Below are 14,181 nucleotides of genomic sequence, written 5' to 3' on the forward strand. Positions count from 1 at the left end.
ACTATTCCAAGTGGAATATTTTCCCGGATCAACCGCGCACTCTCGCTCCGACCGGATTGCGCCTGAGGGCGGCGAAGCGGTCATCGATCTCTAAACCGGGCGAACTGACGAAAAACATTTCAATCCCGGCACGTCTCGTTAAAATCCTCTTTCTCTATAAAATTAGTATATAATGTAACCTGTCTGTCGTGGCCGGAGTTCGCCGCGTGTTGCGGAGCGCCTTGTGCGCTTCGCCCTCGGCAGGGTGATCTCCTCGAGTTTAAAGCGAGACAGGAGAGGATTGAGATGACACGCAAGATCCGGCTTGGAGCCTTTCTTCCCGGCGGCGGGCAGCATATTGCCGCCTGGCGCCACCCCGACCAGCCAGCCGACGGGGCGACCAGTTTCGAGTTTCACAAGCAGCTGGCGCTGACCGCCGAACGTGGTCTGTTCGATGCCTACTTTCTTGCCGACGGGCTGGCGATCGGCTTCGGTGGCGCGCGAGAGGGCGGCAATGCCCGTGTTGCCGGCTTCGAACCGGTGACCCTGTTTTCGGCGCTGGCGCCACTCACCACCCATCTCGGTTTCATAGCCACCTCGTCGACGACCTATGAGGAACCCTATACGACAGCGCGCAAGTTCGCGTCGCTCGACCTCATTTCCGGCGGTCGCGCCGGATGGAACGTGGTGACGACCACGGGTGATCCGACCGCCCAGAATTTCAACCGCGACACGCAGCTTCCGCATGCCGAGCGTTACCGGCGCGCCGCCGAGCATGTCGATGTGGTCAAGAAGCTCTGGGACAGTTTCGAGGACGATACCTTCATCCGCGACAAGCAAACGGGCGTCTTTTTCGATCCGGCGAAGTTGCACGACACGGATCACCGCGGCGAGCATTTCAAGGTCCGCGGCCCGCTCAACATTTCGCGCTCGCCGCAGGGGCATCCCGTCATCGTGCAGGCCGGCCAGTCCGATGATGGCAGGGGCCTTGCCGCCGCCACTGCGGAGGTGATCTTCACGGCGCACCAGCACATCGAAACGGCGCAGGAATTCTATCACGATATCAAGGCCCGCGCCCGAGGCCTGGGCCGCAACCCGGACCACATCCTGGTCATGCCCGGTGTCTCGCCCTTCGTCGGCCGTACGGAAGCCGAGGCGCGGGAGAAATACGAACGGCTGACCTCGCTCATCGTCGAGGAGGACGGCATCGGCCTGCTCAACGGCCTGACCGGCGGAACGCTCGATCTCCGTGGCTACGACCTCGACGGGCCGCTGCCGCCGGCGCCGCCGACCGAGGGCATGAAGAGCCGCCAGGCGCTGATCCGCCAGATCGCCGACGAGAACAACTTCACCATTCGCCAGCTCTACCAATGGATCGCGTCGGCGCGTGGCCACTACACGATTGTCGGTACGGCGGGGCAGATCGCCGATACCCTGCAGGAATGGTTCGAGAACGAAGCCGCCGATGGCTTCAACATCCTGCCGCCATGGTTCCCGACGGCGCTCGACGACTTCGTCGAGCTGGTGATCCCGGAATTGCAGCGTCGCGGCCTGTTCCGCACCGCCTACGAGGGCAGGACGCTACGCGAAAACCTCGGCCTGCCCGTTCCCGTCAACCGCTGGACTGCCGCCCGGTCGGCCGTTCAAGCAGCGGAGTGAGGTGTTGCCATGTCCTATGAAACCATCAACCCCTCGCTTGCGGCAGGCTTTGCAACGGCGCGCCGTGAGGCTCTGGCCAAGAGTTCCACTTCGCCCGCCGCGCATTCCCGGCCGAACTCCGTGCCGCGCTGGCGCCGCCTGCTCGGCGCAATCGTCGCCCGCTACGGCCTCGTGCTTGCGTTTCTGGCCTTCTGGCAGGTTGCAAGCACCGTGGGCTGGGTCAACGCGGCGGTGTTTCCGCCGCTCGACGTGATCCTGTCGGCCCTTTGGGACGGTATCGCCGGCGGCGCGCTGCTCGACGACATCGCCATCAGCCTGCAGCGGTCGGGCATTGCCTTTGCAGCCGCCGTCGCGGTGGGAATCCCGCTCGGGCTGTTCATGGGCCAGGTCCGGCTTGTCGAACAGGCACTCGACCCCGTCCTGCAGCTTTTCCGCCAGACCTCGGCCCTGGCGCTCTACCCGGTCTTCATTCTGCTGCTCGGTCTCGGCGAAACGTCGAAGGTCTTCGTGATCTTCTGGGCGACGCTCTTTCCGATCCTCCTGTCGACGATCGGTGGGGTCAAGGAGGTCGACAGGAAGCTGATCGAGATGGCTCGCACCTACGGCGCCGGCTCGCTCGCCGTCTTCCGCCGCGTGGTTCTGCCGGCCTCCGTGCCTGCGATCTTCGTCGGCCTCAGGCTCTCGGCCACGACCGCGTTGCTGCTTCTGATCGCTGCCGAAATGATCGGAGCGAACAAGGGCATCGGCTTCCAGGTGATGAACGCCCAATACAACTTCCAGATCCCGCTGATGTTTGCATCGATCCTGCTGCTTGCCCTGCTCGGTCTCGCCGCCAATGCGCTGCTCGTTCTCATCCAACGCAATCTCTGCCGCTGGTCTGCGCCGAACGCCTGACCGCCTTACCAGTTCCCCTTCGAAAGGATATCGAGATGACCTTCCACCCCCGCAATCTTCTTCTCTCGGCAGCCGTCACACTAGGCCTTGTTTCACCGGCGGCCGCTGCCGACGCGGTCACGCTTCGCTATCTCGCCAGCCAAGGCGGTCTGTCGGCACATGAACTCGCGCAGGAACTCGGCTATTTTGATGGAACCGGCATCACGATCGAGAGCGTCGGCTACGCCACCGGCGGCCCGGCATCACTGATCGCGCTGGCCTCCGGCGACGTCGAGATCGGCAGCGCGGCGACATCGGCCGTGCTGAACTCGATTATCAGCGGCAACGATTTCGTGGCCGCCTATCCCTCCAACGGCATCAATGACGAAGTGCAGTCGATTTTCTACGTGCTGGAAGACAGCCCGATCAAAAGCATCAAGGACATCGCCGGCAAGAGCATAGCGGTGAACACGCTCGGTGCGCACCTCGACTATACGATCCGCGAGGCCTTGCACTCTGTCGGCCTGCCGACAGATGCCGCCAACCAGGTGGTCGTGCCCGGTCCGCAACTGGAACAGGTCCTGCGCTCCGGCCAGGTGGATATCTCGGCCTTCGGCTATTGGCAGACGACCTTCGAGGGCGCGGCTCGTAAGAACGGTGGTCTGCGCGCGATCTTCGACGACACCGACGTGCTCGGCGAGATCGCCGGCGGCTTCGTCGTGCTCAGACGCGACTTCGTGAAGGAGCATCCGGAGGCGGCAAAGACCTTCGTGCTGCAGTCGGCCCGCGCGCTCGACTATGCCCGCGAACATCCGCAGGAAACAAAGGACATCCTTGCCAAGGCCCTGAAGGCCCGCGGGGAAAATCCTGAGATCGCCCAGTACTTCCGCGGCTATGGGGTGCGGGCCGGTGGCCTGCCGGTCGAGCGTGACCTCCAATTCTGGATCGACGTGCTGGTGCGCGAAGGCAAGCTCAAGCAGGGCCAACTGGCGCCAAAGGACGTTCTCTTGGCCGTCGACGGCGCAACGGCCAGCAACTGAGGACGTTCCATGAGCGTTACCCAGAACCCTCGCCGGGGAGAGGTGACGATCCGTCACCTCTCCAAGTCCTACCGCCTGAACGGCACGCCCTTGCCTGTGCTTCGGGATATCAACCTTAATATCCGCTCCGGCGAGACGCTCGCTATCGTCGGCGCCAGCGGTTCGGGCAAGACGACCCTGCTTCGGGTGCTGGCGGGTCTTGAGGATCCGGATGCCGGAGAGGTGCTGATCGACGGAAAGCTGACGAGAGGTGTCGGCACCGACCGTGCCGTGATCTTCCAGGAGCCGCGGCTCCTGCCCTGGCTGACGGTGCTCGACAATGTCGGCTTCGGGCTGGAGACGCGTGGTCTTTCCCGTGGGCAGGCGCGAGACCGGGCGCGGCGCTACGTGCAACTGGTCGGCCTGCAACAGTTCGAAGACGCCTATCCGCGGCAATTGTCGGGCGGTATGGCGCAACGCGTCGGCATTGCCCGGGCGCTTGCGGTTCAGCCGGAAATCCTGCTGCTCGACGAGCCGCTGGGCGCGCTGGACGCCATGACCAAGATCAGCATGCAGCAGGAGTTGGCGCGGATCTGGCGCGACGAGGACGTGACGACCGTGCTCGTCACCCATGATCTCGAGGAGGCGATCTATCTCGCCGACCGTATCCTCATCCTGCCGCGCGAAAAGGGCGGCGAACCTCGGCTGATCGAGATCGACCTGCCGCGGCCGCGCGACCGCAGCGCCAGCGCCTTCGTGCGCCAGCGCGAGGAACTGCTCGGCATCTTCGGACTGCACTAAGGTCGCGTGCGGAACGGTTGCAGCGATTACGCGTTATTCTCTCTCGACGTTCGCATCCACCGGGGGCGATGCTGCCAGATGGTCGGATGCTCAGCCGAGACAGGAGCAACGCCATGAAGCTTTCGAACGGAATGTCATTCGCCGCAATCGTTTTTGCCCTTGGCACGGCAACACCGGCGCTCGCCAACGGCTTCTACACCGGCATCGATCCGCACAATCCGCCGGGCACCCAGAACCGGGTGCTCTACGGGCAACCCTACTATGTCGAACCCGCGCCCGGCCCGGTCTATGTCGAGCCTGTAGAGCCGCAAGTCTATGTCGATCCGATGCCGACTGGCAGCATCTATGTCGATCCGTATGTCGATCCGGCGCCGGGTTATGCCTACCGCCCGCCGGCCCGCACGCTGGGTGATGCCCGCCAGCGCTATACGGGCGAGTATCAGAGCGGCGGACAGGGCGACTACTATCTGGGCGTCGCGCATCCGCCGCAGGTTCCCTGAAGAACCGGCTAAGCGAAGGGGCGCGGCAGTACCGCCGCGCTCCCTGATTCGGCCGGGTGCCTGAATTCAGATGCCTATTTCAGATGCCTGGAGTTTGAGGCGTCGCCTGTCGCTAGCGCCAACCAAGTGCCGGCGCGACATGCTTGAGGATCGCCTCGATCACATGGGCGTTGTACTCGACGCCAAGCTGGTTCGGGACCGTCAGGAGCAGCGTGTCGGCCTCGGCAATCGCCCCGTCCTTTGCCAGTTGCTCGACCAGCACGTCGGGTGGTGCGGCGTAGCTGCGCCCGAAAATCGCCCGCGTCTTGTCGTCGATGAAACCGATCTGGTCTTCCTGTTTGTTTCCGCCACCGAAATACATGCGGTCGCGATCGTCCACCAACGCAAAGATGCTGCGGCTGACCGAGACGCGCGGCTCGCGCATGTGCCCCGCCGCCTTCCAGGCTTCCCGGTAGGCGCGGATCTGGTCGGCCTGCTGGACATGGAACGGCAGCCCGGTTTCGTCATCCTTCAGCGTCGAGCTCTGCAAGTTCATGCCGAGCTTGGCGGCCCAGACGGCTGTGGCGTTCGAGCTTGCGCCCCACCAGATGCGTTCTCTGAGGCCCGCGGAATGCGGCTCGAGGCGCAGCAGGCCGGGAGGATTGGGGAACATCGGCCGCGGATTGGGTTCGGCGAAGCCGTCGCCGCGCAGGACGTCGAGCAGCACTTCCGCGTGCCTTCTTGCCATGTCGCTCTCAGTCTCGCCCTCGGACGGCTGGTAGCCGAAGTGGCGCCAGCCATCGATCACCTGTTCCGGCGAGCCGCGGCTGATGCCGAGCTGCAGCCGTCCGCCGGCGATGAGGTCGGCCGCACCCGCATCCTCGGCCATGTAGAGCGGGTTCTCGTAGCGCATGTCGATGACGGCGGTGCCGATCTCGATCCGGCTCGTCTTTGCACCGACCGCCGCCAGAAGCGGAAACGGCGAGGCGAGCTGGCGGGCGAAGTGATGAACGCGGAAATAGGCGCCGTCTGCGCCGAGTTCTTCGGCCGCAACGGCGAGATCGATCGATTGCAGCAGGGCGTCGCCCGCCGATCGCGTCTGCGACTGCGGCGAGGGCGTCCAGTGTCCGAAGGAAAGAAAACCGATCTTCTTCATGGCCGTGCCGCCTCCTCGATGGAACCAGACGCTTCCATGGCATAATTCGGTTTCCGGATACAGCCGGTGTCCGGTGACTTCGCCGTGAACGGCGGCGCGTGGGGATGCGCTCGCACCGCCGTCCTCAAGTCTTTCATCGCACCTGCAGGCGCGCTTTCATATTCGGGTGAAAGCGGCAGGTATAGTCGAAGGTTCCGGCCTTGGTGACGGTGAGTGTCGCCATCTTTTTCGGTGGTATCACCACGTCGAAATCACCCTTGGCCGTTGCCGTGTGCGCCATGACGTCCTTGTTGTCCCACTCGATCACGTCGCCGACGGCGGCGCTGATTTCAGCGGGCGAAAACACGAGCTTTTCGATCGTCACCCGGATGGTCTCCGCCCACGCCGATGGCGCAGCCAGCATCAGAGCCAGGCCGAAAAGGGCGCCAAGGCTTCGCTTCCGGATCATGGCGCGGCCTACTTCATCATCCCGGCGACATGCTCGGCATGTTGCTGGTGCCCCTGGAACAGCTTGAGCCCGGTCTCCAGCAGGTCCTTGAGCTCGGCATTCTTCGCGGAGGGAATAAGCAGGGTTTCAAGCGCGCCATTGACCTGCTTGTGGTAGGCCACCTCGTTGGCGACATAGGCCTTGTCGAAGTCGGCGCCGCTCAGCTTCGCCAGCTTTTCGCGCTCTTGCGTGGCCGCTTTCGTCAGCGCGCGGCTGGTGTCGTTGTCTTCGGGCGTCACCTTGAGCTTCTTGACGAGATCGAGGGCCTGCTTGTTCACGACCTCGTGGTCGCGCAGCATGTCGTTGGCAAACCCGATGACCTCCTTGTCCTTCGAGACTTTCAGGGCCTGCTTGGCGGCCTCGATATCGATGACGCCGGCGGTATAGGCGATATGGGCGATTTGCGGATCTGTGACCTTCGTGTCGGCTGCATGGGTAGCGCCACCGATGAGACAGGCGACGGCGAGGGCTGAAGTGAAACGGGCATACATCGGGAACTCCTTTTCCGGCCGCAAGTGGCACCGGTCTTGATGGATGACACCCGTTGGATGCGCGCCGCAGTCAAAGGTTCCCGAAAATGTCAGCCTGATAGCCCGAGCCGGTGCATGACCGCCTCCGTCAATCGCGCGCAGCGACGTCCGGCGAAGGGAAAGGCATTCATGAGCACCGGCCCGACCTGGCGATCGATCTGCTGACGGACGAGCTGACGAGCCCGGTAGAGGCGGCTCCTGACCGTCTTTGGGTTGATGCCGAGGAGGGCAGCGGTTTCTTCGACGCTCATCGCTTCGATGACGCGGGCGGTAAAGACCAGGCGGAAGGCTTCCGGCAAAGCGTCGGCGGCCTCTTCCACCAGCCGCAGGATCTGACGCTGCGCGAGGCTGCGTTCCGGATCGTCGGCGTTCGCAGCATTGGGAAAGGGTACGATCTCGGCGCCGGCGTTGTCCGTCGCAAGCGGAACCTCCCGTCGCGTCGCCGACCGGCGCAGGCGTCCGAGCGCCTCGTTCAACACGACCCGATGCAGCCAGGTGGCGAGGCTGGCATCGCCACGAAACGTTTCGAGGTGTTCGAACGCGCGCAGATAGGCTTCCTGCACCACATCCTCGGCGATGCTGTCGTTGCGCACGACGGCGCGCGCGATGCGAAAAAGCCGCTGGTTATGCCTTGTCATGATGATCCGGAAGGCTTCCGGATCCCTCGCAAGCGCACGCTCGACGAGAGTCTCGTCCGTCAAATGGTCCGCTTCCGCCGTGGCGGGTTTTGTCTGCACGGCATCCTTCATCATCCACCTCCAAACCACCGTTTGATGCGGATCGGGCAAAAACGTTCCCGAGAAAACATACGCCGCGTTAGCGGCAACCGAAATAGGGGCAGGGGCGTGCTTCCAGTCGCGAGGGTGTCTCTACGAAGCGGCATTTCGCGTGTTTTCGCCAGCGGAAGTTGGGTCTTGGGGCGCTGTTCGCGCAGCGGTATTGGCAAGCCCTCTTTTTTTCTCTGGCCAGGGAACTGGGGTTCCCTCTGGCGAGTTTGAGGATCGGCGACCCCGGTGTGCAGGGGCGCGTATCGCGGTCGCATCTTCGCACTAGGAGAGACGACGATGAAGCATCAAACAATAGAACAGTTGCAGGCGCTCGCCGAAATTCGTCCCGATCCCGTCATGACGAGAACGGAACGGCTTCAGCGTTGGGCCGAACTCTTGGAAAGCAATCCCGATCGCCGGCTTGGCACGCTTTCCGGTACTGAACGTGCGACTGCTGCCGTGCGTCAGGCCATGCAGGTCAACGGTTCGCCCATGACCGTCGCCTTCGAGGATACGCAATTGCGCCTCGCGGGGCTCGCAGACGACAGCTACGGCGAAGCAAAACGCTTTTTCGAAATATCGGATCATCAGCTGCACGACATCGTCTGCGACTGCAATTTCGGTAGTTCGGTGCGGGCTGCCTATGCCGCCCGTCGGGTTCGCGCGGCCATTGGTCTCTGGCCGCGTCTGAAGGCGCTCTTTAGCTGAGGGCTGAGCCCATCGGCCAGCCTCGGGGGAAGCCAGGGCGCCAGCCGGAAGCTTCCCTAACCTCCTGTTTCTCGTAAGCGGCGCGGCCTCGCTTTCGCGCCCGGTAAGGATATTGCGCCCGACTGGGTGGCAAACCTGGTTTTGGTCAGCCCGAGCCGATGCGCACCGCGTTGCAACGGACACAGTGTGGTCGTCGCGCGGCATGGCGCAAACCTAGCCCGAGGGAGTATATCGCGATCCTCCCCTCTTGCAGCATCATCCCCTCAACGCCGGTGCCGCGCGGCTCGCCGGGGGTGGAGGGATGTAGCCGCGGGAGGAGGATTTCATGACATTGGCAGCAGTAACCCGGGCTCTGGGTGCAACGTCCGCGCTGGCGATCCTGGTCGGCACGGCGCAGCCGGTTTGGGCCGCACCCGATCTGATCGTGCTCAACGGCGACGTGCGCACGGTGGACCAGGGCAAGCCGAAGGCACAGGCCTTCGCAATCGAGAACGGCAAGTTCACCGCAGTCGGCAGCAACGACGAGATCAAGGCACTGGCCGATGCCGAGACCAAGGTGATCGACGCCGGCGGCAAGACCGTGACCCCTGGCTTCATCGACGGGCATACGCACCTCACATCTGGCATGGACATGGTGACCGGCGTCGACCTCTCCTACATCCCGGACAAGAAGACCTGGCTCGAAAAGATCAAGGAAGCCGATCAGCGCCTGCCGAAGGGCGTCTGGCTGATGGGCGGCGGCTGGGACTACACGCTCGGCGAGGGCAAGCTGCCGACAAAGGAAGACCTCGACGCCGTGGTGCCGGATCGCGTGGTGGTCCTGCGAGATATCGATTTCCATTCCGTCTGGGTCAATTCCAAGGCGCTCGAAGTGGGCGGCGTTACCGCGAAGTCGGAAGTCGAAGAGGGCGGGCAGGTGCTCTTGAACGACAAGGGCGAGCCGAGCGGCATCCTGCTCGAAAAGGCCGGCGACCTCGTCGAGAAGCATCGTCCGGTGGCGACCGACAGCGAGCGGCGGGCAGCGCTGCTTGAGACAATGAAGTTTGCCAACAGCCTGGGGATCACCGGCGTCAACGACATGTCGGATCTCGCCGCCGTGCACGACTATGCCGCGATCCTCTCGGAAAAGAAGATGCCGCTTCGCGTCTGGTACGGCTTCTTCGAAGGAGATCCGAAGAAGATTGCCGCAGCGGTCAAGGATCGCGACGAGGTCGACAAAGCGGCCGCCGATTCCGGCGAGCAGGAGGTAAAGGGGCCGATGCTCAAGCTCGGCTACACCAAGTCGGTGATCGACGGGGTGCTCTCGACCCGCACCGCCTATATGCATGAGGACTATTCCGACCAGCACGGCTGGAAGGGCAAGCCCTTCGAGACCAAGGAGCAGCTGGCGGCGGCAATCAAGGCCTCCAACGAAAACGGCTTCCCGACGGCGGTGCATGCGATCGGCGATGGCGGCGTCAGCCTCGTTCTCGACGCTTTCGCCGAAGCGTCCGTGCCCCGGCCGCAGCCGAACCGTATCGAGCATATCGAGGTGGTCGAGACCAAGGACATCCAGCGCTTCAAGGATCTCGGTGTCGTCGCCTCGATGCAGCCGAACCATGCGACCGGCACGATCGGTAAGTACATCACCGAACGCATCGGTACCGATCGCGAGCCGCGGGCCTATGTCTGGCATTCGATGCTCGACGCCGGCGTACCGCTGGTGTTCGGTTCGGACTGGCCGACATCGCCGCTGAGCCCGCTGACTCAGATCAACGATGCCGTCTTCCGCGAGAGCCCCTTTGGCTTGGGTGACGGTCCCTGGCACCCCGAGCAAGCGGTCACCTTCGACCAGGCCCTGCATGGTCTCACCCAGGCGGGTGCCGACATGACGCCTTGGGGCGGTGAGATCGGCTCGATCAGCGTCGACAAGTGGGCGGATTTCGTCGTGATCGACGGCACTCTGTCCGATCCACTCGACCGTTCGATCCGCGAGCGCAAGGTGGAGGCGACCTATCTCGCCGGAAACGAGGTCTATCGCCGGCCCTGATCGGGGGCGGCAGCGTCCTTCTCTTGCCGGTCGCCGTGCGAGGACACGTCGATCGGCAGCCTTCCCACCGATCCAGATCACGCTCGGCCGGCGCTACCAGCGCCGGCCGATCTGCCGTTCAGGGCCATGGTGCACTAGCTTAGTGCCTGAAAATTCATAATAATTGCGCTTCACTTTGGAGCTTATCAAGCTAAGGACGCGATGGAATGGCGTTGGACTCGTTGGACGTGCGGCTGCTGCGGATCTTCGTGACGATCGTGGAGGCGGGTGGTTTCGCGGCTGCACAGGGCGAGCTCAACCTGTCGCTCTCGACGATCTCCAACCATATCTCGGCGCTGGAAAGTCGCCTGGGTCTGATCCTCTGCCAGCGGGGCCGGTCCGGTTTCCGTCTTACCGAGGAGGGGCGTGCAGTCTACGAGGAGGCCAAGCGCCTGTTCGGCACGATCGACCAGTTCGATATCCGCATGAAGGGGCTGCAACACCGGCTGAACGGCACGCTTTCCGTTGGTCTGATCGACAACACCCTGTCCGACCCGGCCTCCCGTCTGACCCGCGTCTTTGCGCGGATGACGGATGAAGCGCCCGAGGTGGCGCTTTCGATCGTCACCCGACCGCCGCATGAACTGTTGCGCGACGTGATAACGGGCGAGCTCCACATCGCGATCGCGAGCTTCCCGCGCACGACGCTGGGGCTCGAATATGTCGATCTTTACGAGGAGACGCAGCGCTTCTATTGCGGGGCCGAGCACCCGCTGTTTTCCCGCGATGACAGCACGATCGAAATCGACGACATCCGGTCCTACAATCTGATCGGTCGCTCCTACTGGAATGCGCGCGACCTCAAGATCTTCTCGATCGCCAATCCGCGCGCGACGGTCAGCGACATGGAAGCGGAGGCGCGGCTGATCCTTTCCGGGCGCTATCTCGGCTATCTGCCCGATCACTTCGCCAGCCGTTATGTCAGCGAAGGGTTGCTGCGGCCGATCCGCCCGGACCTCTTCAGCTACAGGGCGCCATTCCAGGCAGCCTTCGACAAATCGCGGGCGAAATCGGGGCTGGTGCCGTTTTTCGTCAAGCTGCTGACGAGCGAGTTCGGCGTCGCGCCCTCCGGCCGAAGCGCCTCGCGGCTGCGTGCCGGACGTTAGAACGCCGGGTCGCTGCTGCGGCCCGGCGTTCTGAAGGAACAGATTACGTGGCCGGTTCTAGTCGAGCTCGAAGTTCTCTTTGTAGTCCTGCTTCAGGTGCTCCGGCTGGTTTTCCTTCTTCAGGATGCAATTGCCGACGACGAGGCGCTCGATCTCCGTTCCCATGAAGCAGCGATAGGCGTCTTCGGGATTGCAGACGATCGGCTCGCCACGCACGTTGAAGCTGGTGTTGACGAGCACCGGGCAGCCGGTGCGCGCCTTGAACCGGGTCAACAGCTCCCAGTAACGCGGGTTGGTCTCGCGGTGCACCGTCTGGATACGGGCGGAGTAATCGACATGGGTCACCGCCGGTATTTCCGAGCGCGGCACGTTGAGCAGATCGATGCCGAACAGATTTTCCTGCGGGTGATTGGCGTGCAGGCGGCGGCTTTCCAGGACGTCGCCGACAAGCAGCATGTAAGGGCTGTCGGTGTCGATATCGAACCAGTCCGACAGGTCTTCACGCCGGATCGACGGAGCGAAGGGACGGAAGCTCTCGCGATACTTGACCTTGAGATTGAGCATCTTCTGCATCGTCGGCGAACGGGCGTCGCCGAGGATCGACCGTCCGCCGAGAGCCCGCGGTCCGAATTCCATCCGCCCCTGCATCCAGCCGACCGCTTTTTCCTCGGTCAGCGCCGAGACGGTGGAGGAGGTGATCTCTTCGTCCGAGAGGACCTCGAAGTTCGCCCCGGCGTTGGCAAGCCGCTGCTCGACTTCACCTTGCGCGAAGGCCGGTCCCAGATAGCCGCCCGACATGGAATCGCTCTCCTTCACGACACGCGCGCTTCCAAGATATTCGTGCCAGACCGAGAGGGCCGCCCCGAGGGCGCCGCCCGCATCGCCTGCGGCGGGCTGGATCCAGATATCGTCGAAGATCCCGGCCTTCAGCAACTTGCCGTTCGCCACGCAGTTGAGCGCGACGCCACCGGCAAGGCAGAGGTTCTTTTCGCCTGTCTGGCGCCGGGCATAGCGGGCGAGCCGCATGACCGCCTCTTCGGTCACGACCTGCACGGAGGCCGCAAGGTCCATCTCGCGTTGGGTCAGCGGCGATTCCGGCTTGCGGGGTTCGCCTCCGAAGAGGTCGTGAAAGGCCGGCGAGGTCATCTTCAGGCCCGTGCAATAACCGAAATAGTGCTGGTCCAGACGGAAGGAGCCGTCGTCCTTGAGATCGATCAGGTTGTCGAGGATCGTCTGCGCAAAACGCGGCCGCCCGTAGGGCGCAAGCCCCATCACCTTGTACTCGCCCGAATTGACCTTGAAGCCCGTGTAATAGGTAAAGGCCGAATAAAGCAGGCCAAGGGAGTGCGGGAAATGCAGCTCCTTCAGGAAGTCGAGGCGATTGTCATGGCCATGGGCAAGCGATGTGGTGCACCACTCGCCGACGCCGTCCATGGTGAGGACTGCGGCTGAGGCGAAGGGCGAGGGAAAGAAGGCGCTCGCTGCATGGGACTGGTGGTGCTCGGTGAAAAGCAGCGAGCCATCCCATTCCTTCTTGCCGACAAGCTTGCCGAGATCCTTGCGCAGCATCTTCTTCTGGAAGAGCTTTTCCTTGATCCAGACCGGCATCGCCACGCGAAACGAACTGAAGCCTTGCGGCACTGTCGCAAGATAGGTCTCGACAAGCCGCTCGAACTTCAGGAACGGCTTTTCGTAGAAGACGACATGGTCGATGTCGTTCATGGTGCAGCCTGCTTCCGACAAGCAGTACTCTATTGCCCGCGCCGGAAAATCGGGGTCGTGTTTCCGGCGCGTAAAGCGCTCTTCCTGTGCAGCGGCTACGATGCGCCCGTCTTCGACGAGCGCGGCCGTGCTATCGTGGTAAAAGGCCGAGATACCGAGGATACGCACGATGGTGCCGCCTAGAACAGCGTATAGATAAAGGGGGCGACGGCCGTTCCCTGCGTCAGTACCACCAGGGTTCCGAAGATGGTCGTCATGACCAGGATCGGCAGCAACCAGTATTTCTTCCGGTTGCCCATGTAAGACAGGAGTTCCCTAGCAAGGTCCATTTTCGTGTCCTCTGTCCGATACAATAAGGGATAGGTTCTTCAAATTTCAGAACTGGTTTTTCATCGTTGCCTGGGCTGCTTCGCCCTGTGGCTTGTCGATCCAGTAGGTCTTGGCGTTCTTGTCGAACTGTTCGGTCAGCGCGTCATTGCCGCGAAGCCTGAGATAAATGCCGATCGGCACGAAGGTCGTGACGTAGATCAGGAACATCACGACCGGATTGACGATCTTGAACAGCACAAGGCCGAGCCGCATCCAGAGATGGTTGGCGCGTGTCAGGGTCGAAGGCGCGATCAGGGCCAGCACGACCAGAACCACGCCGATCAGGGCGAGCACAGCCGTTACGGTCGTAATCTCGGAAGCCCGCCACCATTTCACGAGCGCGATCAGGGTAAGGATGCCACCGACGGTGTAGCCGAAACTTCTGTTCGACGGTCCTTCCGGGGGCTTCTCGTTCAGTGGTCCGTGAGAAATGCTCATTGCTATCCACCTCAAAGCGG

Annotated in this window: 15 protein-coding genes; 8 read left to right on the forward strand and 7 right to left on the reverse strand. The window is 62.9% G+C overall.

Translation table 11 applies throughout. The annotated features are described in order from the left end of the window. Positions 1 to 285: 285 nt before the first annotated feature. The 5 genes from AC3WVQ_RS20905 (at position 286) to AC3WVQ_RS20925 (ending at position 4,831) form a co-directional block, all read left to right on the forward strand. Positions 286 to 1,638, forward strand: coding sequence for an LLM class flavin-dependent oxidoreductase (locus tag AC3WVQ_RS20905; protein WP_268087983.1), 1,353 nt, complete (start codon positions 286 to 288; stop codon positions 1,636 to 1,638). 9 nt (positions 1,639 to 1,647) lie between these two features. Continuing rightward, the gene (locus tag AC3WVQ_RS20910) at positions 1,648 to 2,532 is read left to right on the forward strand and encodes an ABC transporter permease (protein ID WP_060528972.1); all 885 of its coding nucleotides are present in this window, start codon (positions 1,648 to 1,650) and stop codon (positions 2,530 to 2,532) included. Positions 2,533 to 2,567: 35 nt separating this feature from the next. Next, a complete protein-coding gene (locus AC3WVQ_RS20915) occupies positions 2,568 to 3,551 on the forward strand; it encodes an ABC transporter substrate-binding protein (RefSeq protein ID WP_192356930.1) in 984 nt (327 codons plus the stop codon). Positions 3,552 to 3,560: 9 nt separating this feature from the next. Further along, entirely contained in the window at positions 3,561 to 4,331 is a 771-nt protein-coding gene (locus tag AC3WVQ_RS20920) for an ABC transporter ATP-binding protein (protein ID WP_034789724.1), read from the forward strand. A gap of 113 nt (positions 4,332 to 4,444) precedes the next feature. After that, a complete protein-coding gene (locus AC3WVQ_RS20925) occupies positions 4,445 to 4,831 on the forward strand; it encodes a hypothetical protein (RefSeq protein WP_268087980.1) in 387 nt (128 codons plus the stop codon). Between the two features lie 112 nt (positions 4,832 to 4,943). Here AC3WVQ_RS20925 and AC3WVQ_RS20930 read toward each other — a convergent pair whose 3' ends face one another. The 4 genes from AC3WVQ_RS20930 to AC3WVQ_RS20945 form a co-directional block, all read right to left on the reverse strand. Beyond that, positions 4,944 to 5,966 (reverse strand): LLM class flavin-dependent oxidoreductase, encoded by a 1,023-nt coding sequence (locus tag AC3WVQ_RS20930; RefSeq protein WP_268087979.1) that lies wholly within the window; start codon positions 5,964 to 5,966, stop codon positions 4,944 to 4,946. A 133-nt stretch (positions 5,967 to 6,099) separates the two neighbouring features. Further along, positions 6,100 to 6,414, reverse strand: a complete 315-nt coding sequence (locus AC3WVQ_RS20935; protein WP_060585612.1) for a cupredoxin domain-containing protein — start codon at positions 6,412 to 6,414, stop codon at positions 6,100 to 6,102. Between the two features lie 8 nt (positions 6,415 to 6,422). Next, entirely contained in the window at positions 6,423 to 6,944 is a 522-nt protein-coding gene (locus tag AC3WVQ_RS20940) for a DUF4142 domain-containing protein (protein WP_268087977.1), read from the reverse strand. A gap of 89 nt (positions 6,945 to 7,033) precedes the next feature. Beyond that, positions 7,034 to 7,732 (reverse strand): RNA polymerase sigma factor, encoded by a 699-nt coding sequence (locus AC3WVQ_RS20945; RefSeq protein ID WP_492382956.1) that lies wholly within the window; start codon positions 7,730 to 7,732, stop codon positions 7,034 to 7,036. A gap of 315 nt (positions 7,733 to 8,047) precedes the next feature. Between AC3WVQ_RS20945 and AC3WVQ_RS20950 the strand changes: the two genes are divergently transcribed. From AC3WVQ_RS20950 to AC3WVQ_RS20960, 3 genes are all read left to right on the forward strand, one after another. Continuing rightward, positions 8,048 to 8,458 carry a hypothetical protein gene (locus AC3WVQ_RS20950; protein ID WP_034789708.1) on the forward strand — a complete coding sequence of 137 codons (411 nt, stop codon included), beginning with the start codon at positions 8,048 to 8,050 and terminating at the stop codon, positions 8,456 to 8,458. Between the two features lie 325 nt (positions 8,459 to 8,783). Then, on the forward strand, positions 8,784 to 10,487 hold the full coding sequence (locus AC3WVQ_RS20955; RefSeq protein WP_034789705.1) for an amidohydrolase: 1,704 nt from the start codon (positions 8,784 to 8,786) through the stop codon (positions 10,485 to 10,487). Positions 10,488 to 10,693: 206 nt separating this feature from the next. Next, positions 10,694 to 11,632, forward strand: a complete 939-nt coding sequence (locus AC3WVQ_RS20960) for a LysR family transcriptional regulator (protein WP_060519278.1) — start codon at positions 10,694 to 10,696, stop codon at positions 11,630 to 11,632. A gap of 57 nt (positions 11,633 to 11,689) precedes the next feature. On the opposite strand, the gene AC3WVQ_RS20965 is transcribed toward AC3WVQ_RS20960, so the two are convergent. Genes AC3WVQ_RS20965 through AC3WVQ_RS20975 form a run of 3 tightly spaced genes read right to left on the reverse strand, consistent with a single transcriptional unit; the run spans position 11,690 to position 14,161 of the window. Beyond that, positions 11,690 to 13,522, reverse strand: a complete 1,833-nt coding sequence (locus AC3WVQ_RS20965; RefSeq protein ID WP_492382957.1) for a carbamoyltransferase family protein — start codon at positions 13,520 to 13,522, stop codon at positions 11,690 to 11,692. Positions 13,523 to 13,533: 11 nt separating this feature from the next. Further along, on the reverse strand, positions 13,534 to 13,683 hold the full coding sequence (locus AC3WVQ_RS20970; RefSeq protein ID WP_089043047.1) for a DUF5989 family protein: 150 nt from the start codon (positions 13,681 to 13,683) through the stop codon (positions 13,534 to 13,536). A 46-nt stretch (positions 13,684 to 13,729) separates the two neighbouring features. After that, on the reverse strand, positions 13,730 to 14,161 hold the full coding sequence (locus tag AC3WVQ_RS20975; protein ID WP_034789693.1) for an SxtJ family membrane protein: 432 nt from the start codon (positions 14,159 to 14,161) through the stop codon (positions 13,730 to 13,732). Between the last annotated feature and the right edge of the window lie 20 nt (positions 14,162 to 14,181).

The organism is Ensifer sp. EB106-05-01-XG146 (assembly GCF_058791875.1).

Coding starts and splice junctions, on each gene's coding strand:
- AC3WVQ_RS20960 (WP_060519278.1), top strand. CDS start 10,694: ATGGCGTTGGACTCGTTGGACGTGCGGCTGCTGCGGATCTTCGTGACG.
- AC3WVQ_RS20910 (WP_060528972.1), top strand. CDS start 1,648: ATGTCCTATGAAACCATCAACCCCTCGCTTGCGGCAGGCTTTGCAACG.
- AC3WVQ_RS20905 (WP_268087983.1), top strand. CDS start 286: ATGACACGCAAGATCCGGCTTGGAGCCTTTCTTCCCGGCGGCGGGCAG.
- AC3WVQ_RS20970 (WP_089043047.1), bottom strand. CDS start 13,683: ATGGACCTTGCTAGGGAACTCCTGTCTTACATGGGCAACCGGAAGAAA.
- AC3WVQ_RS20975 (WP_034789693.1), bottom strand. CDS start 14,161: ATGAGCATTTCTCACGGACCACTGAACGAGAAGCCCCCGGAAGGACCG.
- AC3WVQ_RS20945 (WP_492382956.1), bottom strand. CDS start 7,732: ATGAAGGATGCCGTGCAGACAAAACCCGCCACGGCGGAAGCGGACCAT.
- AC3WVQ_RS20940 (WP_268087977.1), bottom strand. CDS start 6,944: ATGTATGCCCGTTTCACTTCAGCCCTCGCCGTCGCCTGTCTCATCGGT.
- AC3WVQ_RS20935 (WP_060585612.1), bottom strand. CDS start 6,414: ATGATCCGGAAGCGAAGCCTTGGCGCCCTTTTCGGCCTGGCTCTGATG.
- AC3WVQ_RS20930 (WP_268087979.1), bottom strand. CDS start 5,966: ATGAAGAAGATCGGTTTTCTTTCCTTCGGACACTGGACGCCCTCGCCG.
- AC3WVQ_RS20915 (WP_192356930.1), top strand. CDS start 2,568: ATGACCTTCCACCCCCGCAATCTTCTTCTCTCGGCAGCCGTCACACTA.
- AC3WVQ_RS20950 (WP_034789708.1), top strand. CDS start 8,048: ATGAAGCATCAAACAATAGAACAGTTGCAGGCGCTCGCCGAAATTCGT.
- AC3WVQ_RS20955 (WP_034789705.1), top strand. CDS start 8,784: ATGACATTGGCAGCAGTAACCCGGGCTCTGGGTGCAACGTCCGCGCTG.
- AC3WVQ_RS20925 (WP_268087980.1), top strand. CDS start 4,445: ATGAAGCTTTCGAACGGAATGTCATTCGCCGCAATCGTTTTTGCCCTT.
- AC3WVQ_RS20920 (WP_034789724.1), top strand. CDS start 3,561: ATGAGCGTTACCCAGAACCCTCGCCGGGGAGAGGTGACGATCCGTCAC.